Annotated in this window: 17 protein-coding genes; 8 read left to right on the top strand and 9 right to left on the bottom strand. The window is 73.5% G+C overall.

Translation table 11 applies throughout. The annotated features are described in order from the left end of the window. The first annotated feature begins 28 nt into the window (after positions 1 to 28). The 4 genes from HCN08_RS15145 (at position 29) to HCN08_RS15130 (ending at position 4174) form a co-directional block, all read left to right on the top strand. Positions 29 to 1711: an albusnodin/ikarugamycin family macrolactam cyclase gene (locus tag HCN08_RS15145; RefSeq protein ID WP_322974458.1), complete on the top strand. Its 1683-nt coding sequence runs from the start codon at positions 29 to 31 to the stop codon at positions 1709 to 1711. Then, on the top strand, positions 1648 to 2328 hold the full coding sequence (locus HCN08_RS15140) for a lasso peptide biosynthesis B2 protein (RefSeq protein ID WP_322974457.1): 681 nt from the start codon (positions 1648 to 1650) through the stop codon (positions 2326 to 2328). Before HCN08_RS15145 ends, HCN08_RS15140 begins: the two co-directional genes overlap by 64 nt. After that, the gene (locus HCN08_RS15135; protein ID WP_167983482.1) at positions 2325 to 2891 is read left to right on the top strand and encodes a GNAT family N-acetyltransferase; all 567 of its coding nucleotides are present in this window, start codon (positions 2325 to 2327) and stop codon (positions 2889 to 2891) included. The genes HCN08_RS15140 and HCN08_RS15135 overlap by 4 nt, the downstream gene beginning before the upstream one ends. Before the next feature lie 104 nt (positions 2892 to 2995). Continuing rightward, the gene (locus HCN08_RS15130) at positions 2996 to 4174 is read left to right on the top strand and encodes a glycosyltransferase (RefSeq protein ID WP_167983579.1); all 1179 of its coding nucleotides are present in this window, start codon (positions 2996 to 2998) and stop codon (positions 4172 to 4174) included. On the opposite strand, the gene HCN08_RS15125 is transcribed toward HCN08_RS15130, so the two are convergent. From HCN08_RS15125 to gmd, 4 genes are all read right to left on the bottom strand, one after another. Then, the gene (locus HCN08_RS15125) at positions 4128 to 5000 is read right to left on the bottom strand and encodes a glycosyltransferase family 2 protein (RefSeq protein WP_167983578.1); all 873 of its coding nucleotides are present in this window, start codon (positions 4998 to 5000) and stop codon (positions 4128 to 4130) included. The genes HCN08_RS15130 and HCN08_RS15125 overlap by 47 nt on opposite strands. Position 5001: 1 nt before the next feature. Then, the gene (locus HCN08_RS15120) at positions 5002 to 5784 is read right to left on the bottom strand and encodes a hypothetical protein (RefSeq protein ID WP_167983577.1); all 783 of its coding nucleotides are present in this window, start codon (positions 5782 to 5784) and stop codon (positions 5002 to 5004) included. A gap of 11 nt (positions 5785 to 5795) precedes the next feature. Further along, positions 5796 to 7955: a LamG-like jellyroll fold domain-containing protein gene (locus HCN08_RS15115; protein ID WP_322974456.1), complete on the bottom strand. Its 2160-nt coding sequence runs from the start codon at positions 7953 to 7955 to the stop codon at positions 5796 to 5798. A 201-nt stretch (positions 7956 to 8156) separates the two neighbouring features. Then, the gene (gene gmd / locus HCN08_RS15110; RefSeq protein ID WP_167983575.1) at positions 8157 to 9170 is read right to left on the bottom strand and encodes a GDP-mannose 4,6-dehydratase; all 1014 of its coding nucleotides are present in this window, start codon (positions 9168 to 9170) and stop codon (positions 8157 to 8159) included. 89 nt (positions 9171 to 9259) lie between these two features. On the opposite strand from gmd, the gene HCN08_RS15105 reads away from it, so the two are divergent. Then, positions 9260 to 10318 carry a GDP-L-fucose synthase family protein gene (locus tag HCN08_RS15105; protein WP_167983574.1) on the top strand — a complete coding sequence of 353 codons (1059 nt, stop codon included), beginning with the start codon at positions 9260 to 9262 and terminating at the stop codon, positions 10316 to 10318. On the opposite strand, the gene HCN08_RS15100 is transcribed toward HCN08_RS15105, so the two are convergent. Further along, complete coding sequence (locus tag HCN08_RS15100) at positions 10315 to 11697, bottom strand: exopolysaccharide biosynthesis polyprenyl glycosylphosphotransferase (protein WP_407648775.1); 1383 nt, start codon at positions 11695 to 11697, stop codon at positions 10315 to 10317. The two genes, HCN08_RS15105 and HCN08_RS15100, sit on opposite strands and share 4 nt — an antisense overlap. Before the next feature lie 488 nt (positions 11698 to 12185). Between HCN08_RS15100 and HCN08_RS15095 the strand changes: the two genes are divergently transcribed. Further along, entirely contained in the window at positions 12186 to 13184 is a 999-nt protein-coding gene (locus HCN08_RS15095) for a small ribosomal subunit Rsm22 family protein (protein ID WP_167983572.1), read from the top strand. Positions 13185 to 13188: 4 nt separating this feature from the next. Here HCN08_RS15095 and corA read toward each other — a convergent pair whose 3' ends face one another. The 3 genes from corA to HCN08_RS15080 form a co-directional block, all read right to left on the bottom strand. Continuing rightward, the gene (gene corA / locus HCN08_RS15090; RefSeq protein WP_167983571.1) at positions 13189 to 14298 is read right to left on the bottom strand and encodes a magnesium/cobalt transporter CorA; all 1110 of its coding nucleotides are present in this window, start codon (positions 14296 to 14298) and stop codon (positions 13189 to 13191) included. Continuing rightward, positions 14295 to 15836 (bottom strand): phytoene desaturase family protein, encoded by a 1542-nt coding sequence (locus HCN08_RS15085; RefSeq protein WP_167983570.1) that lies wholly within the window; start codon positions 15834 to 15836, stop codon positions 14295 to 14297. Before HCN08_RS15085 ends, corA begins: the two co-directional genes overlap by 4 nt. Before the next feature lie 576 nt (positions 15837 to 16412). Beyond that, positions 16413 to 16625, bottom strand: a complete 213-nt coding sequence (locus HCN08_RS15080; RefSeq protein ID WP_167983569.1) for a hypothetical protein — start codon at positions 16623 to 16625, stop codon at positions 16413 to 16415. Between the two features lie 88 nt (positions 16626 to 16713). Here HCN08_RS15080 and map point away from each other — a divergent pair, with 88 nt between their 5' ends. Together map and HCN08_RS15070 are read left to right on the top strand one after the other, a co-directional pair. Beyond that, positions 16714 to 17571, top strand: coding sequence for a type I methionyl aminopeptidase (map, locus tag HCN08_RS15075; RefSeq protein WP_167983568.1), 858 nt, complete (start codon positions 16714 to 16716; stop codon positions 17569 to 17571). 84 nt (positions 17572 to 17655) lie between these two features. Further along, the gene (locus HCN08_RS15070) at positions 17656 to 18621 is read left to right on the top strand and encodes a hypothetical protein (protein ID WP_167983567.1); all 966 of its coding nucleotides are present in this window, start codon (positions 17656 to 17658) and stop codon (positions 18619 to 18621) included. A 21-nt stretch (positions 18622 to 18642) separates the two neighbouring features. Here HCN08_RS15070 and HCN08_RS15065 read toward each other — a convergent pair whose 3' ends face one another. After that, entirely contained in the window at positions 18643 to 19359 is a 717-nt protein-coding gene (locus HCN08_RS15065) for a bifunctional DNA primase/polymerase (protein WP_167983566.1), read from the bottom strand. Between the last annotated feature and the right edge of the window lie 197 nt (positions 19360 to 19556).

Raw genomic sequence — 19556 nt, 5'->3', positions numbered from 1 at the left:
GCGCCACCGCATCCGGGGGAGGCACGCGGTGAACTGGTTCGGTGGGTGCTCGCCCGGCACGCGAGCGGTCGTACCCGTGGGCGCCCGGGTGATCTGGGGCGATCCTCCGCTGTGGACGGCGGGCCATTGGCCCGGCCGCCTGCTGCGTACGGTGAGCGGCCGGACTGCCCGACTCGCCGTCCTGGGTCCCTGCGCGGCCGGCACGGCCGACCTCGCCCGGGTGGTGGACAGCCGGGACCTGTCCGCGGCGACTCGGGCATGGGGAGGCTCGTTCACCCTGGTCCGGCGGCTCGACGACGGCGCCGTGGAAGTCATGACGGATGCGGCCGGCGCGTGTCCCGTCTACACCGTGGCTCACCGGGGCGGAGTCGTGTGGGGGTCCAGCTCCCGGGCGCTGTCCGGTCTGACCGGCGGACTGGTCGATACCGCATGGCTGGCCGGCTACCTGGCGGACAGCCGCCGCGACACGGCGGGGCGCAGCGCGTGGTCGGGTGTCGGCATGGTCCCGGCGGGGCATCGCATGCTGCTGCGCGACGGCGAGATGCAGATCTCGCCGTGGTGGACATCCGCGCCGCGGCCGTGGGACGACGCCGCCGCGGCACTGCGAGGGGCGCTGCGCGAAGGCGTACGGGCCGCGGTGACCGGCGTGGCGACGTCCTGCGATCTGGCGGGCATGGATTCGAGCACCCTCGCGGTCCTTGCCGCGGAGCACGGCCCCGTACTCGGGATGACGGTTCACCCCGCCGCGGTGGACGAAGGCGGTGATGTCGCCTACGCGCGGACGCTCGCCGGCACCCTGCCGAACCTGCGCCACATGCTCCTACCCCTGGAGCAGCGCCATTCGCCCCTGAGCCAGGCGCCGTCGCGGCTACCGGCAACCGACGAACCCGCTCCCTCCTCGGTCACCTGGTCGCGACTGTCCGCCCAACTGCTCGCGCTGGCCGACAGCCGCGTCGTCTGCCATCTGACCGGGGACGGAGGGGACTCGCTGTTCCTGCCGCCCCCCACCCACCTGATCGACCTCGCTCACGCCCGGCGATGGGGGCGACTCGCTGCGGAAGCGCAGGCGTGGGCGCTGCTGCGCCGGGCAAGCCCATGGGGTCTGGTGCGCGCGGCCGTCCGGGGCGACCACCACGCGCTCATCGGTGGTGGGGGCCGGCGCCCGCCGTGGGTGCCCGCCGCCGCTCCCGAGCCGCCGGCCGCACCAGCACACCTGGGGACCTGCGACGCACTGCTGCTCGCGGAGGTGCGCTACACGGCACGCTCGGCACACACCGAGCAGCAGCTCGCCGAAGCCTTCGGCATCGAACTGCGCAACCCCTTCCTGGACGGGCCGGTACTCGACGCGGTCCTGTCGGCGGCCCCGTGGCGGCGCTGCTCTGCCACGCGGTACAAACCACTCCTGACCGCCGCCGTGGGTTCCTTGCTTCCCCCCATGACCCGCGAGCGGGTGACCAAAGGCGTGTTCGTCGGCGAGTTCCACCGTGGCGTGCGGGCCAATCTCCGGCGGGCCCTCGCCCTGGCGGACGGACGCCTCGCCGCCCTGGGCCTCGTCCGGCCCGCACCGTTGCGGGCCGCACTGCACGCGGCGGCGCTCGGCGCCGAGACCGCCTGGCCCATGCTGGTGCCCGCTCTGAACGCGGAGTTGTGGCTGGCCGCCGTCGAGCACAGTGCGGCGCCCCGGTGGCACGACCTTGCGAGGGCCCGGTGAACGCCGGTGCCGTCGTGACCGTGCTCACGGACAACGCCTCGGTCACCGTCGACTACCGGACCGGCCGGATCGAGCTGCGACCGGGAACGTGCCGGACAGCACCCCACCCGACCCTGCGCCACGTGCGCGGCGGGCCGTCATGGGGCACGAGCGAGACCCTGGCCGTCCTCCCCGCCGCCGGGAGCGCGCCCGCGCGCTGGCGGGCAGCCGCGCTTCCCGTACTGATCGTCGTCGTGGGAGTCCGCGTCATCGGCCCGCGGCGGGGCCGATTCGCCCGTCTCGTGGAACTGGGCTGCTACGGTCGGTGCCGGCGACCGGCCACACGCGAACAGGCTGTCCACGCGGTGCGTGCTGTGCGTTGGGCCGCACGCCTCGTCCCCGCACGGTGGGGGTGCCTGGAGCAGTCGGTGGTCGCGGCCTTGCTGCTCGCATGCGCCGGGCGGCGAGCCGAATGGCGACACGGCATGGCCACGGACCCGATACGCCTGCATGCCTGGATCGCCGATTCCGCGGGCCGGCCGGTCGAGGAGCCGGACGAGACGTGTCTCTACACCCCGATCTGCACACCGGACGGCCCGGGAGCACCGCCCGGGCCACGAGAGGAGCACACCCCGTGAGCGAGCCCCATATCCTGCTCGACGGTGACCGCCTGGCCCTCAGCCTGCCCCGTCAGGACATGCTGCCCACCTACCACCGGTGGGAGAACCACCCCGGCACAGTGCTGGGGTACGGGACCCAGATGCCGCAGTCCTGGGAGACCCGCTCGGCCGGCTGGCAGGGGCAGGCCGGCAGCCCCGTGCGCACCGCCTTCGAAGTCGTCCGCCGGGAGGACATGCGGGCAGTGGGCATGACCGTGCTCTACGTGGACCAGGCCGTACGCACCAGCGAGTACGTCATGCTCATCGCTCCGGAGGAGCGCGGAAAGGGCTATGCGACAGAGGCGACCCGGCTGACCCTCGACTGGGCGTTCCGCCTGGGGGCCGTCCGCATGGTGTGGCTCAAGGTGCTCGCACCCAACGGGGCGGCCGTCCGCGCCTACGGGAAGGCCGGATTCCGGGACGCCGGCCGGCTGCGCAACTCCGGATACTGGCTCGGGCAGCCCGTGGACGAACTCCTCATGGACGCCCTGCCCGAGGACTTCGTCGGCCCTTCAGCCGTGACCGCCGCCATCGGAAGTTGACCTCCGCCCGCGCCCTCCCTGCCGTCGCAATCCTCGCAAAGCGGCGCGGATGCGGCGGGGCGCGGGTAGTGTGCGGGGCAGGCGTGGGGGAAGGGGGAGGCTGCGTGCGGGTCTTGCATGTGGTGACGTTGCATACGCCGAGCAATGACTTCGGGGGGCCCACGCGGGTCGCGCTCAATCTCAGCAAGGGGCTTCGGCGGCGGGGGGTCGACGCGCGGATCGCGACGTTGGGGGACAAGTTCGTCGGGCCGTTGCCGAGCGAGGTGGAGGGGGTGCCCTCGTTCGTGCATCAGGCGCGGCATGTGCTGCCGGCGTTCGAGGTCAGCGGGATCACCTCGCCGGGGCTGCTCGCGCGGGCGCGGCGGATGGTGCGGGGGGCCGACGTCGTGCATGTGCACCTCATGCGGGATCTGATCACGCTGCCGTTCGCGCTGATCGCGCGGGAGTTGGGCACGCCGCTGGTCGTGCAGACGCACGGGATGATCGACCCGACCGAGAAGCTGTTCGCCAAGGCCGTGGACGTGCTCGGGATGAAGCGGGTGCTGCGGGGGGCGGACGCGATCTTGCACCTGACGGCCATGGAGCGGGACGGTGTGCAGGCCGTGGTGCCGGGGACGCCGCTGGGGAGCTTCCGGCGGCTGGTCAACGGCGTGCAGGTGCAGGAGCCCAGGCCGCCGCGCGGGGACCGGCCGCCGACCGTCGTCTACTGCGCGCGGGTACAGAAGCGCAAGCGGCCGGAGGACTTCGTCCGGGCCATGCCCACCGTCCTGGCGCGGCACCCGGACGCCCGGTTCGTGCTGGCCGGGCCCGACACCGGCGGGCTCACCGGGCCCATGCGGCGGCTCGCCGCCGAACTGGGCGTCGCGGGCGCCCTGGAGTGCCCGGGGCCGCTCGGGCACGCCGAGGTGCTGGCGCTGCTGCGGGGCGCGGACGTGTACGTACTGCCGTCCGTCGTCGAGCCGTTCGCCGTCTCCGTGCTGGAGGCGATGTCGGTGGGGCTGCCGGTCGTGGTCGCCCGCACCGGCGGGCTCTCGCCGGACGTCGCGGCGGCCGGCGCCGGGCGGGTCACCGACAGCCTGCCGGACGCCGACAACGGGCCGCTCGTCGGCCAGGCGGTGCTGGAACTGCTGGAGCCCGACGCCAACGAGCAAGCCTCGCGGGCGGCACGGCAGTTGGTCCACGACCGCTTCTCGATCGACGCGGTCGTGGACACCCTGCTCGGCGTCTACGGCGAGGTCATGGCCCGGACGCACCCCCGTCCCGCCGCAGTTCACGGGTCTTGAGCCCGATCTGCCAGCGGTAGAAGCTCATCGCCAGCGCGTAGTCGAACCCCGCCCGCCCGTCGAGGAAGCCGCGCTTGTAGACGTACGCGTAGCCGAAGCTCACCAGCGGCTTGAACGGCACCTTGTGGAAGAGCTGCCCCTGCCGGGTCTTGACCTGCCGGATGCGCTCCTTGACCTCCGGGTGGAGCTCCAGCCACGCCTCCCAGTCCGAGTAGCGGTTGTGCCGCTCGAACCAGGTGCGCACCGGGTCCAGGTCCTCGTGCTCGATGGGGGAGCGCAGCCGGGCGGCGGATTCGGCGACCGGCTGGTAGTGGCCCTCCTGCTCGCCCATGCCCGGCGCGCCGAGGTCGCCGACCTCGGGGAAGCGGCAGCGGGTGCGGTCCAGCAGGGCGCGCTTGACGATGGTGTAGCCGTGCCGAAGCCGCCGCCCGGCGAACCAGTAGCCGAGCGGGATGTCGAACGCGGCCACCGACGGCGGCCCGCCGGCGAACACCGCCCGCAGCTCGCCGAGGAGTTGGGGGCTCGGCGTCTCGTCGCCGTCGAGGAAGAGCACCCACGGGATGTCGGTGCGCACATGGTCCAGGCACCACTGCTTCTTCTTCGGGTAGCGGCCGTCCCACGTGTAGTCGACGGTCTCCGCGCCGAGCCCGGCGGCGATCTTGCACGTGTCGTCGGTGCTGTGCGAGTCGACGACCACGACGGCCCGCACATGGTCGACGACCGAGGCGACGGTGCGCGCGATGTTCTCCGCCTCGTTCTTCGTCGGTATCACCACGACCAGCGGCAGCCGGTCCGACTGCCGCCCCTGCGCGGCCGGTTGGCCCACCTCAGCTCCTCCCGCTCGCCAGCCAGGCGTAGCACCCGCTGGACGTGACGCCGCTCGCGGCGGCCGGTACGGTCAGCCGGGCCCCGCCGCCCGAGGACAGTACGGTGCCGTTCGCCCCGGTCACCCGCCAGGCGCACGACGGCGACGTGTGCGGCGCCCGGTAGGTCCCGGGCGCGACGACCGTCCCCGGCACGGACTTGGCGCCCACCGTGAACGTGCCGTCGCCGAAGCCGTGGCGGGCGGCGTCCACCACGCCCTGCTGGTCCGGGCACAGGCCCGCGACGGCCGCCGCGGCGCCGTCCGGCGAGATGTCGCCGCCCAGGACGGCGCTCGCCGCCGCGTCCGGGTCGATCGCCGAGGTACGGGTCAGGCGCTCGCAGATCTCCTGGCCGCCCTCCAGCACCGCCACCGGGTCGGTGCCGCGCGGCACCCGCCCGGACAGGTACTTCTTCTGCTGCGCGGTGAACGTGCCGCCGCCCGGCGGGGTGAGCTGGGCGTCGGGCACCTTGGGCTCGTCGGCCGCGGAGCCGGGCGCCTCGGCGGAGGCACCGGAGGAGCCCGCGGCGGAGTCCGCCGTAGCGCCCGCAGAGGCGCCCGTGGAGCCCGCGGAGCCCGCCGACGGGCCCGTGGCGCCCGCGGACGCCTGCCCGGCCGCCGTGCGCGCCCCAGGGGCCGCGGCGGACGGCGCCGGCGACCCCGAGGAGCACCCGCCGAGCAGCAGCACCGCCGCCGCCGTCACGACGACGGCGGCGGCAGCGCCTGTACGGCGCCCACGCCTCACCATGCGCGCACGCCTCACCCGGCGGTCCCGAGGGCGTAGTGGTGCGCGATCTGCGTCGGCGTGAGGACGCCCGGATAGACGGCGACCTCGTCGATCGAGCCGGCGAAATACAGGCTCGTCGGCACGTTGGGCCAGCCGACGAGCTTGTCGTAGCCGACCCGCCAGTAGCCGGAGTAGCTCTCGCTGCCGGTGACGGACGCGTCCGCCGCCCGCTGCACCCCGTCCACGTACAGCTTGATGCCGTTCGTGCCCTCGGTGGCGACGACCAGGTGCCACTTGCCGTCGTTGTAGGCGGCCGGGGTCGAGATCGTGCGGATCGCGCCGGGGTTGACGCCGAAGGTCAGCCGGCCGTTGTTGGTCATGTAGACGTGCTTGTCGTAGTGGTTGCTGGGGTGGGTGGTGTTGGCGCCGAAGCCCATGATCTTCCCGCCCGCGGTCGTGGTGGTCTTGAACCACGCCTCGATGCTGTACGTCGTCGGCTTCGGGTGCAGCCGGTCGCTGTACGTCCACTGCGAACTGCCGTTGAAGGTGTACGCCTTGGAGCCCGGCACCGCGCCCGGCGTCACGCCGTGCACCGGCCCGCCGACCGAGATGCCGCTGTCGTCACCGGTGGAGGAGTCGGCGTTGTACGACCCGGAGGCCGCGTCGTAGCGCCAGTAGAGCGTCGCGCCGTCCGCGAGCACCTGCGTCGGGTACGCCTCGGCCGAAGTCGGCACGGTCGCCGACGCGTTGGGCGACAGTGCGCTGGTGTTGGTGCCGTCGCTCGCCGAGACGCGGTAGGTGTACTTCACGCCCGGCGTCACATCGGTGTCGGTGTAGGTGATCTGCGGGCGCACCCACGGCAGGGAACTGGCGGAGACGGTGTAGACCGGCGTGGTGCCGCCGTTGCGGTAGACGCGGTACGTCAGCAGGCCGTCGTCGTTGTCGATGCTGGACTGCCAGCTGACCTTCACCGCGCCCGGCGCGATGCTTGTCACCGACGTCTGCGGCAGCGACGGCGCCCCGGTGTCGGGGCCGCTGGCGAACCGGGTGAGGCCCTGCTGGGCCGTGCCGTTGACGGTGGTGAACTCGCCGCCCACCCACAGGTAGTCGGTGCCGCCGACCGACGCGAGGGCCATCACGCGCGGGCCGATCTTCTCGCCGATGCCGTCGTTGGTGTCCGGGAACCACGCCAGCAGGTGCGGGTCGTCCACGGACTCCGCCAGCAGGTGCTTGCGCACCGAGTCGGGGTATTCGCCCATGCTGGAGCAGTCGTGCGCGTGGCTGCCGCTGTACAGGACGGTCCGGTAGACCTCCAACGACTGGGTGGCGCCCAGGCAGTTGTCCCGCCAGACCTGGTTGAAGTCGGTGAGGCTGAAGCGGATCCGGCCGTCGAAGACCCCGGTGCCGGTGCCCTCGTTGCCGGTGTAGAAGCTGTTGCTCGCCGGGTCGACGATGATGGTCTTGGTCACCGACGTGGCGTCGATGAAGCCGGTCGGATACGCCTTGACCAGCGCGCCGGCCGAGGTGTCCACCACCGCCAGCGAGTGCGAGTTGACGCCGTCGACGGTGTTGAAGTCGCCGCCCAGGATGGCGTCCTGGCCGTTCGGGGTGAGCGCGAGGGCGCGGCCGGGGTTGTCGGCGTCCGGCGCCCACGGCAGCAGCGCGCCCGCGGTGGTGACGGCCGCGTACCGTCCGCGGTGCTGGCCCGCCACGCTGGTGACGTCGCCGCCGAAGAAGACGGTGTCGGCGGTGGCCTGGACGGTCCGCACGGTGCCGGCGACGGCCGGGTGGAAGCTGCCGCTGACCTGGCAGGTGTCGAGGTCGATCGCGGCGAGGCTGCTCACCCCGACGCCGTTGACCTGGCCGAAGAAGCCGCCGGCGTAGAGGGTGTGGCCGTCCGGTGAGACGGCGAGCGCCCGTACGGTGGCGTTGTCCGAGCCGACGGTGAAGTTCAGCTGGCAGCCCGCCGGTTGGCCGGTCGCCGCGTCGAAGGCGGCGAAGTTCGCCACCGCCGTCTCGTTCGTGCCGGCCGCCGAGCCGGCCGGGCGGATCGCGGAGAAGGTGCCCGCGGTGTAGACGATGCCGTTCGCCTGGGCCATCGCCCATACGATGCCGTTGGTCTGGTACGTGGCGAGGTTGTCGGCGGTGAGCGCGACGGGCGCCTGCAGCGCGGTCGCGGGCGGCGCCGGCAACGCCGCCAGGCTTGCGGCTGCCAGGGCTAAGGCAGCGGTGAACACCGGCCATTTACGCATGAGTTGCCCCCCGATGCGCTGAGGAGCGGCGGTCGGGGCCGACCGCCGCGGTGCTGGGCAGACTAGGACGTTCCGCTTGCCGCGGTGAGGCTTTTGGCCAGATCCGGTCCATACCTCCCCCGGCGGCCACCCGCCGCGCCCTCACCGGTCGATCCGCACGGTGGCGCCCGCCAACTGGTCGTCCAGTTGCCGGATGTCGGCCTCCACCATGATTCCGGCCAGCTCCGCGACCCGCACCCGCGGCTGCCAGCCCAGCAGGTCGCGGGCCTTGCCCGGGTCGCCGATGAGCGCGTCCACCTCGGTGGGCCGCTCGTACTTGGGGTCGTAGCGGACGTGGGCGGTCCAGTCCAGGTCCGCGTGCGCGAAGGCGATCTCCGCGAACTGCCGTACGGTGGCGGCCTCGCCGGTGGCCACGACGTAGTCGTCCGGCTCGTCGCGTTGCAGCATCCGCCACATCGCCTCGACGTACTCCGGCGCGTAGCCCCAGTCGCGGACCGCGTCCAGGTTGCCGAGGTAGAGCCGGTCCTGGAGGCCCGCCTTGATCCGGGCGACCGCCCGGGTGATCTTGCGGGTCACGAAGGTCTCCCCGCGGCGCGGCGACTCGTGGTTGAACAGGATGCCGTTGACCGCGTGGATCCCGTACGCCTCCCGGTAGTTGACCGTCGCCCAGTAGCCGAAGACCTTCGCGCAGCCGTACGGGCTGCGCGGGTGGAACGGGGTGTGCTCGTTCTGCGGCGGCGGCGCCGAGCCGAACATCTCCGAGGACGACGCCTGGTAGACCCGCGCCCGGGTGCCGCTGGCCCGCACCGCCTCCAGCAGCCGCAGCGCCGACAGGCCCGTCACGTCACCGGTGTACAGCGGCGCGTCGAAGGAGACCCGTACGTGCGACTGGGCGCCCAGGTTGTAGATCTCGTCCGGTTGCAGGTCCCGCAGCAAGTTGACCAGCGCGACCCCGTCGGTGAGGTCCGCGTGGTGCAGCACGAAGGTGCGGCCCGCGTCCTGCGGGCCCTGGTAGATGTGGTCGATGCGCTCGGTGTTGAAGGTCGACGAGCGGCGCACGATCCCGTGCACGGTGTAGCCCTTGCCCAGCAGGAGTTCGGCCAGGTAGGAGCCGTCCTGCCCGGTCACGCCGGTGATGAGCGCGGTCTTTCTCACGCGTTCCCCCAAAGTGGTCGTCGTCGAGAGCCGTGCGGAATGCCGAAATACAACCCGGAAGGGTGAAGTGTGCTGACACACTGCTGTTCATGACGGATCAGGCGGACACCGGCCCCGCGGGCCGGACACCGGACGGGACCCCGGCCGGGGGAGCGCGGTCACTGCTCCCCGACCGGGCGCGCGTCGTCGTCGCCGGCCACCGCGGCCTGGTCGGCTCGGCGATCGCCCGCCGGCTGACCGCTGAGGGCCATGCCGTGCTCACCCGCGACCGCGCCGAACTCGACCTGCGCGACGCCGAGTCGACCGCCCGCTGGCTGCGCGCGACCCGCCCCGACGCGGTCGTGCTCGCCGCCGCCCGGGTCGGGGGGATCATGGCCAACGCGACCTACCCCGTGCAGTTCCTGGAGGACAACCTGCGCATCCAGCTCAGCGTCGTCGCCGGGGCGCACGCCGCCGGGGTGCCGCGGCTGCTCTTCCTCGGCTCCTCCTGCATCTACCCCAGGCTCGCCCCGCAGCCCATCCGCGAGGACGCGCTGCTGACCGGCCCGCTGGAGCCGACCAACGAGGCGTACGCGCTCGCTAAGATCGCCGGCATCGTCCAAGTCCAGTCCTACCGGCGGCAGTACGGCGCCGGCTACATCAGCGCGATGCCGACCAACCTCTACGGCCCCGGCGACAACTTCGACCTGGCGACCTCGCACGTCCTGCCCGCCCTCATCCGCCGCTTCCACGAGGCCGCGCAGGCCGGCGCGCCTCAACTGGCCCTGTGGGGCAGCGGAACACCGCGCCGGGAGTTTCTGCACGTCGACGACCTCGCCGCCGCCTGCACCCTGCTGCTGCGCCGCTACGACGCCGACGAGCCGGTCAACGTCGGCTGCGGCACCGACCTGACGATCCGCGAACTCGCCGAGACCGTACGGGAGGTGGTCGGCTACCGCGGCGAGATCGGCTGGGACACCACCAAGCCCGACGGCACCCCGCGCAAGCTCCTCGACATCTCCCGGCTGTCCGCCCTCGGCTGGCGCCCGCGCATCGCACTGCGCGACGGCATCGCGCAGGTCTACGCCCAATGGCGCGCGCAGGGCGCGGACGCGGCCCCCGGGCCGGCGGCGGACCCGGGGGCCGGCGCACCGGCGGGCAGCCACTAGTAGGCCCCGCGCCCGTCGACCACGGCCCGCAGGGTGCGGGACATGACCTCCAGGTCGCCGGCCAGCGACCAGTTGTCCACGTACCGCAGGTCCAGCGCCAGCGTCTCGTCCCACGACAGGTCCGAGCGCCCGCTGACCTGCCACAGCCCCGTGATGCCGGGCTTGACCACCAGCCGGCGCAGCGCCACCTCGTCGTAGCGGTCCACCTCCTCGGGCAGCGGCGGGCGCGGCCCCACCAGCGACATCTCGCCGCGCACCACGTTGAGCAGCTGCGGCAGTTCGTCCAGCGAGCAGCGCCGCAGGAAGCGCCCCACGGCGGTGGTCCGCGGGTCGCGGCGCATCTTGAACATCAGCCCGTCGTGCTCGTTGGCGCCGTCCTGCTCCAACTCCGCCCGGCGCGCCTCGGCGTCCACCACCATCGTGCGGAACTTCCACATGGTGAACGGCGTACGGTGCTGCCCGCAGCGCACCTGCCGGTGGAAGGCCGGGCCCCGCGAGGTCGCCTTGACCAGCGCCGCCAGCGCGAACAGCAGCGGCGCGAGCAGCACCAGCCCGAACGCGGCTCCCGTACGGTCCAGCGCGGCCTTCACCCGCAGTTGCACCCCGTGCCGCACCGGCGGCGCCAGGTGCAGCAGCACCAGCCCCGCCGGGTCGTCCAGCCGCAGCCGCCGGGCCCGTACGTCCACCAGGCCCGGCAGCAGCGCCACCGGCAGCCCCGCGTCGTGCAGGCCCCACGACAGGCGGCGCAGCCGCTCCGCCGACAGCCGCGGCCCCGGCGCCACCAGCACCTGCTCGGCGCGCAGGTCACGCGCCGCCCGCAGCACCGCCGTGGCGTCCTGGCGCACCCCGGCCGGGTCGGGCACCGCGAGCCGGGCGGCCACCGGCGCCCCGCACTCCAGCTTCGCGCCGCCCACCGGCACCACGCCGACGACGACGTACGGATGCTCGGTCCTGGCCGCCAGATGCCCCACCGCGTGGTCCACGGCGCCCGGCTCGCCCACCACCAGCACCCGGCGCACCGCGTGCGCCTCCCGGCGGGCGGCGAGCAGCCGGTGGTACGTGAGCCGCCGGCACAGCGCCGTCAGCGGCGGCGCGAACACCAGCCCGGCCAGCGCCGTCGAGGGCGCCGTGCCGTCACCGGTGAGCCCGCGCAGCACGAACAGCACGCCGAGCAGCAGCAGCCAGTCCACCAGGACCGGTAAGCCGCCGCGGGTCTCGCCGAGCGCGCCCGCCGCGTACCGCCGCCGTGCCGCCCGGACCGCGGGCCACGCCACCGCCGCCGCCAGGGCGCACAGCAGCGGGTGCGGGGCGCCGGCGCTACGCAGCGCCAGCGCGGTGGGCACGCCGGTGCCCGCCGCGTCGACCGCCAGGTTCAGCACGTACCACCCGGCCTTGCCGCCGCTGCCGCGCTGCGCGCCCTGCCAGGCCGCGGCGGCCGTACGGCCCGCCCGCGTCGCCGCGGCACCGCCCCGCCCGTACGGCGACGCCGGTGACGGCGCGGACGGGCACAGCGGAACCGGCGCGTCGATCGCGCCGGGGAGTGCGGGTCGTGCTCCGAACGCCCGCGGACCGCTCGTCCGCTCCGTTCGCCGCTCACGTGCATCGGGTAACACTGGTATGGCCGACTGCGATCCGACACGCCGCATGTACCCCCCAGGCACACCTCGCGACTTCACGCCTCCGCTTCCCCAAGCGGGGGCGCGTCGTGCATACCACGCGAACGCTAGGGCACCACACGGCTCTTCCGCTGCGGTTTACGTATATTCGGGCCGATGTTTTGACCGAGTTAACACTGCTATGGCGTCAGGGTGACCACGCAGTGTAGAGGTCCCGTGACACCAGTGAACGCCCCGTACAGTTGGGGCCCGTGCCTACCGTGCCCCTCCCCGACGACCTGCGGGCCGCGCTCGCCGGCCAGCTGGCCGCCACCGCCCCGAGCGCCGCCTCCGCGCAGGTCGAGCGGCTCATGGTCGCCTACCGCGGGACGACGCCCACCGCCGCGCCCGTCCTGCGCGACGCGGCGGACGTCGCCGCCTACGCCGCCTACCGGATGCCGGCGACCTACGCGGCGGCCAGGACCGCGCTGGGCGCGTTCCGCTTGCGCGCCGGCGGGTGGGCGCCGGGCACCCACCTCGACCTCGGCGGCGGCACCGGCGCGGCCACCTGGGCGGTCGCCGACGCCTGGCCCGGCGCCAAGCACACCAGCACGGTGCTGGACTGGTCGCAGCCCGCCCTCACCCTCGGCGCCGCCCTCGCCCGCGGCGCGCACACCGGGCCGGTCCGCGGCGCGAGCTGGCGGCGGCAGCCGCTCGGCGGGGCGGCCGGACTGCCGGCGAGCGACCTCGTCACCGTCAGCTACGTCCTGGGCGAGCTCACCGAAGCCGACCGCGACGCCCTCGTCGGCGCCGCCGCGGACGCCGCCGGCGGCGCCGTCGTCATCGTCGAACCCGGCACGCCCGAGGGCTACGCCCGCGTCATCGCCGCCCGCGACCGGCTCCTCGCCGCGGGGCTGCACGTGCTCGCGCCCTGCCCGCACGACGCCGCCTGCCCGGTCACCGGCACCGACTGGTGCCACTTCGCCGCCCGCGTCCAACGCACCGCGCTGCACCGGCAGATCAAGGGCGCGACACTGCCGTACGAGGACGAGAAGTTCAGCTACGTCGCCGCCGCGCGCTTCCCGGCCGCGCCCGCCGCCGGGCGGGTGGTACGGCACCCGCAGATCCGCAAGGGCCTGGTCCTCCTCGACACCTGCGACGTGCCCCCGGCACTGCACCGCACCACGGTCAGCAAGCGCCACGGCGCCCTCTACCGCGCGGCCCGCGACACCGAATGGGGCGACCCGTGGCCGCCCGAGCAGATCGGATGAGCCGCTACAGCCAGCCGATGCGGCGGAAGGCGCGGTAGACGACGCCCGACAGGACCGCCGTCACGCCGAGCACCAGCGGATAGCCGAACGTCCAGCGCAGCTCCGGCATATGGTCAAAGTTCATGCCGTAGAAGCCGGCGATCATCGTCGGGATGGCCAGGATCGCCGCGCCCGCCGAGATCCGGCGCATGTCGACGTTCTGCTGCACCGCGAGCTGGCTCAGATTCGCCGCGAGCAGGCCGTCCACCAACTCGCTGTTGGACACCAGGCGTTCGCGGACATGCGACAAGTGGTCGGACACGTCGCGGAAGTAGCGGCGCATCTCGGTGTCGATCAGGTCGTCCGCGCCCTCGGTGAGCCGCTCCATGGGGCGGGTCAGCGGGAAGACCGCGTGCTTGAACTCGATGAGCTCGCGCTTGAGTTGGTAGATGCGCTCGGCGTCGTCGCCGTGGGTGCTGGAGAAGACCTCCAACTCCAGGTTGTCCACGTCGAGTTCGACCGCGTCCGCGACGTCCAGGTAGTCGTCGGTGACCTGGTCGGTGATCGCGTGCAGCACGGCCACCGGCCCGTGCCGCAGCATCTCGGGCCGGGCCTCCAGCGCCCTGCGGACCCGGGCCAGGCCCGGCGCGCTGCCGTGCCGCACGACGACCACGAAGTCCGGGCCGAGGAAGATCATCACCTCGCCGGTGTCGACGACCTCGCTGGTGGCCGTCAGCTTCTCGTGCTCGACGAAGACGATGGTCTTCAGCACCAGGAAGAGCGTGTCGCCGTACCGCTCCAGCTTGGGCCGCTGATGGGCCTGCACCGCGTCCTCGACGGCCAGCGGGTGCAGGCCGAAGACCCGGGCGATCTCCGCCAGGTGCACCGCCTCCGGCTGGTGCAGCCCTATCCACGCGAAGCCGCCGCGCTTGCGGGCCTCGTCCAGCGCCTCCTGCGGCGGCAGCGAGGCCGCCCGGCAGCCGTCCTCGTACACCGCGCAGTCCACCACGACGTCCGCGGTGCAGCGGCGCTGCTCCGGTACGGTGCCGGCGCCCTCCAGGGTGTGCCACCGGGCCGCGCGCCGCCACTGGCGGCCCGTACGCCGCCGGTCCGCCGAACGGGTGTGCTGCTTCATCGTGCCTTCTCCAAGACCGCCATCGCCGCGTTGTGCCCGGGGACGCCGCTGACCCCGCCGCCGCGGACCGCGCCCGCACCGCATACGTAGACGTTCGCATGCCGCGTGCCGACGCCCCACCGCCCTGTGGCGCCGGTCACCTCGCCGTCCGCGAACGGCCACGACAGGTCCCGGTGGAAGATGTGCCCGCCGGGCAGGCACACCTCGCGCTCCAGGTCCTGCGGCGACTTCGCCTCGATGCAGGGCCGCCCGTCGGCGTCCAGCGCCAGGCAGTCCGCGAGCGGCTCGGCCAGCACGGCGTCCAGCTGCGCGAGGGTGGCCCGCAGCAGCGCGTCCTTCGTACCCGCCGGGTCGGTGGTGAAAAGCCGCGCCGGGGCGTGCAGGCCGAACAGCGTGAGGGTGTGGGCGCCCTCGGCGGCCAGCTGCGGGGAGAGGATCGAGGGGTCGGTCAGGCTGTGGCAGTAGATCTCCGACGGCGGCGCGTCCGGTACCCGGCCGGCGGCGGCCTGCTCGTACGCCGTCTGGAGCGCGGTGTAGCCCTCGGCGACGTGGAAGGTGCCGGCGAAGGCGTCCCGCGGGTCCACGGAGGTGTCCCGCAGCCGCGGCAGGCGGCGCAGCAGCATGTTGACCTTGAGCTGGGCGCCCTCCGGGGCCGGCTGCGGCGGCTGCTCGCCCAGCAGGCCGGCCAGTACGTGGGGGGCGGCGTTGACCAGGACGTCGGTGGCCGCGACGGTGCCGCCGTCCGCGAGGGTGAGCTCCGCGCTGCGGCCGTCCGTGGCCAGGGCGGTGACCTCGGCGTCCGTCCGGATCTGCGCGCCGGCCGCGCGGGCGGCCTCCTCCAGCGCGGAGGTCAGGGCGCCCATGCCGCCGACGGGGACGTCCCAGTCGCCGGTGCCGCCGCCGATGACGTGGTAGAGGAAGCAGCGGTTCTGCTTCAGGGACGGGTCGTGGGCGTGCGTGAACGTGCCGATCAGCGCGTCGGTCAGCACGACGCCGCGCACGACGTCGTCCGCGAAGGCCGCCTCCACGGTGGGGCCGAGCGGCTGCTCGAACAGCGCGCCCCACACCGCCGGGTCGCCGATCCGCCGCTCCAGCTCCGCGCGGCTGGGCAGCGGCTGGGTGAGCGTCGGGAAGACGGCTTCGGCGACGCGGCGCGTCATGCCGTAGAAGGCCTGCCACGCCTCGTATTCCCGGTCCGAGCCGGTGAGCCGCGCGAAGCGCTCGCGGGTACGGGAGGGGTGCTCGGCGTCCACGAGGAGGCCGCCGGCGGGGTGCGGGGTGTACGAGGAGATGCGGCGGCGCCGCAGGGTGAATCCCAGGCCCAGGTCGTCGAGGATTTTGCGGGGCAGCAGGCTGACGAGGTACGAGTAGCGCGAGAGCCGCGCGTCCACGCCGCGGAACGCTTGGCTCGACACCGCCGCCCCGCCGAGCTTGCGCTGCCGCTCCAGCACGGTGACCCGGCGCCCGGCCCGTGCCAAGTACGCCGCGGCGACCAGCCCGTTGTGCCCTCCGCCGATGACGGCGACGTCATTCTCCATTGCCGCACTTTAGCTCCGCCGCCCCCGGGCACGCCCGGCCCTGCCCCACCCCGCCGTGTCGCGACCACCCCCCGGTGACTGGCTTGTCGCTCCGTCCCCCGCACCCGTCAACGCCCGGGGCTGCCCCGTCCTGTCCGTGCCGCGATCTTCTGCCGCCCCTGGCTGGTCGCGCAGTTCCCCGCGCCCCTGGTTTGCCGGCCTCGCGCCGCTGACGTGCCCTGCGCGAAGCGCGGGCAATCCCACGCAGGAGGGTGCCCCTCAGGGGCGCGGGGAACTGCGCGAGAAACCACCCACCGGGCGGATGGTCGCGGCACGCACAGGACGGGGCAGCCCGGGGCGGTCGTGCCCGCGGTCGGCGTCCGCGGCGCGAGGGCACCACCCCAGGGGCTGCGTGGGGGTACCCCCAGGCGAAGCGCTGGGGGAGAACGGAGCGACAAGCCACCCACCGGGCGGATGGTCGCGGCACGGACAGGACGGGGCAGCCCCGGGCGTTCAGGGGCGGGGAACTGCGCGACCAGCCATCGACCGGCGGGTGGTCGTGGGACGGGTGAGGCGGGGCAGGGCGGGGCGTGCGGGTCAGGATCTGTCGTTCCAGTTGGGGTCCGTGTCCCAGGCGAGGTTGCGCTCAGCAGCCTGCTGCATCGCGTGCTCCGCAGCCTCCTTGCTCGGGTACGGGCCGAAGCGGTTCTTGGACGGGCAGTCCGGGCCCTCCTCGGCCCGCTTGTGCTCCAGGCAGTAGAACCACTCGCCCGGCTTGCCAGCCGGCTTCTTCGCTCGGAAGAACGCCATCCGCCTCTCCTTCGTCAGCCCCCACGCGGCACACCTACCCCGCACAGCAGGGCGCAGCCCATTTTCCCGCGCCGATACACTCGACCGCATGTCTGGTCAGTCGCTGCTCGTCCCCGGCAAGCTCTCGCCCACCCGGCAGGTGCCCGCCTCGATCCCGCGCCCCGAATACGTGGGCAAGCCCGGGCCGACCCCGTACACCGGGCCCGAGGTGCAGGACGCGCAGACGGTGGAGCGGATGCGGGACGCCTCGCGGATCGCCGCGCGGGCGATGGAGGCCGCCGCCGGGGCGATCGCGCCGGGCGTGACGACCGACGAGCTGGACGCCGTCGCGCACGCGTACATGGTCGACCACGGAGCGTACCCCTCCGACCTGGGCTACCGCGGCTTCCCGAAGTCCGTGTGCACCTCGGTCAACGAGGTCATCTGCCACGGCATCCCCGACTCCACCGTGCTGCGCGACGGCGACATCGTGAACATCGACGTCACCGCGTACATCCACGGCGTGCACGGCGACTGCAACGCCACCTACCTCGTCGGCGACGTCGACGAGGAGTCCCGGCTGCTGGTGGAGCGCACCCGCGAGTCCCTCACCCGGGCCATCAAGGCGGTACGCCCGGGCCGGCAGATCAACGTCATCGGCCGCGTCATCGAGTCGTACGCCAAGCGCTTCGGCTACGGCGTGGTGCGCGACTTCACCGGCCACGGCATCAACACCTCGTTCCACTCCGGGCTGATCATCCCGCACTACGACGACCCGCGCGCCACCACCGTGATCAAGCCCGGCATGACGTTCACCATCGAGCCGATGCTGACCCTCGGCACGCACGAGTACGACGTGTGGGACGACGGCTGGACGGTCGTGACCAAGGACCGCAAGCGCACCGCGCAGTTCGAGCACACCCTCGTGGTCACCGCGGACGGGGCGGAGATCCTGACCCTGCCGTGACCGGCGCCGCCCGGCCGGCCTGTAATGTTGCGGCGATCTCGCGCAGAGCGCCCCGCGGGGCACGAGTTGAGGAGCCGACGCGCCATGAACCGCCGCAGGGTGTCCCTCGGGGCCGCCGCGATCGCGCTGGCCGTGCCGCTCGCCGGATGCGTGACGGTGCACGGCGAGCGCGCGGACATCCCGTCGGTGCGCGGGGACGAAGCCGCCTCCGTGGTCGCGAAGTTCCTCACCGTCAACAACCGCGCCGGCGCCTCGTACGACCCGGGGTCCATCCTCACCGTCGAGTCCGGGGTCCTCGGCGCCACCGACGAGGCGGGGTTGCGGGCCCGGCACACCAACCACCCGCAGGGCAACCCCGGTTACCAGCCGCTGGTCTTCTCCGACATCCAGTACCTGATACCCCGCCAGGTCGGCTGGCCGAAGTTCTTCGTCGCCGACGCGGCCACCAACCGCGACAAGAACGGCCGTTGGCTGCTGGTCTTCCGCCGCTCGGCCGCCGGGCAGCCGTGGAAGGCGGTCTACGTCGCCTCGATAGCCGCCGACCGCATACCCGGCTTCGCCAAGGACAAGGACGGCTACGCCGAAGACCTCGGCCTCGGCGGCACCGATCTGCTGGTCCAGCCGGGCCGGTTGAGCCAGGGCTACGCCGACTACCTCGGCAAGGGCGGCAGCGGCGTCTTCGCCGACGGCCCCGCCACCTCGCAGGTGCGCGCCGACCGCGACGCGCACGCCAGGACCCCCAACTCCGTGACGCAGTACGCCGACCAGCCCTCGGCGGGCGGCGACTACACGCCCGTCGCGCTGCGCACGACCGACGGCGGGGCGCTGGTCTTCTTCGCCAGCCGGCACCAGTCGCGGGCCACTTTCCGGGCCGGCTACAACCTCCAGCTCGACGACGACACCAAGGCCCTCATGACGGGCACCCCGAAGACGTCGATCACCCTCTCCCGGGTCGCCGACAGCGCGGTGACCGTGCCCAGGGCGGGTGGCGGCGGCAAGGTGGCCTTCCTCAGCCGCGTCGTCGGCCTGGTGACGGCCGAGGGCGAGTAGCCCGCCGCGCCCACAAGCGCCTCAGCGCAGCCAGGTCGCCGGCTGCCGCTCCGGCTCGTACGCGAACTGCGCGCACGCGTCCGCCAGCACGTCCAGCACCGGCAGCGGGTCGGGCAGCGGCAGGTCGGGGCCGTGGCCCGGCAGCCATTCGACGGTGCCGCCGGACGGCAGCCGGGACGGCGGCAGCAGCACATAGCTGCCGCGCGAATGCCAGCGGATGCCGGGGTGCTCGTCGGCGGTCTCCGGATGGCAGTCCAGCTCGCAGGGCCACCACTCGTCCTCGTCGGCGGGATTGCCGCGGGTCGCGGTGAAGAACAGCAGCCGGTCGTCGCGCGCGGCGACCGGGCCGAGCGTGGCGCCGTCGGCGATCAGCCGTTCGAGGGCGAGCCGGCCGGCCTCCGCGGGCACGTCCAGGACGTCATGGCCGACGCCCGTCGCGGTGATGAAGTTGGCCAGCGGGTCGGACCGCAGCCAGCGCTCCAGCGTGGCGTCCTCGGTGCTGGCCTGGGTCTGCCAGGCGGGGGAGACGGGGTGGACGGCGGGGATGGGACAGCCGATGCGCTCGCACGAACAGCCGTAGTTGGCGGGGTGCGCGGCAGGCGCGACCGGGAATCCGGCGGTGGCGGCGGCCCTGACCAGCGGGTCCCGGCGCAGGTCGGGTTCCGCCGTCCTGGCGGGGCCCGAGGCGCCTTCCGTACGGCGGCGCACCCACTCCGACAACCTGCCTTTGCCTGCCATCGAGCTCCTTCCCTCGCCCCCGTCCCGCCCTGTCAACGGTACGCGGCTGGTGGAGGACATCCTCCCTCTTGCCGGGAATGAACACCTACCCGGGGTCCGCGTGTTCCCCGGACGGCCGTGTGGAAGACCTCATGTGGCGTCTTGCCGACAACACGTCGGCAACCCATTGACTTAGGTATACCTAAGTTGCCAGGATC

The organism is Actinacidiphila epipremni, from assembly GCF_012034175.1.
In the GTDB taxonomy this organism is placed as follows: Bacteria; Actinomycetota; Actinomycetes; order Streptomycetales; family Streptomycetaceae; genus Actinacidiphila; species Actinacidiphila epipremni.
This window is presented reverse-complemented; position numbering and strand designations above follow the sequence as displayed.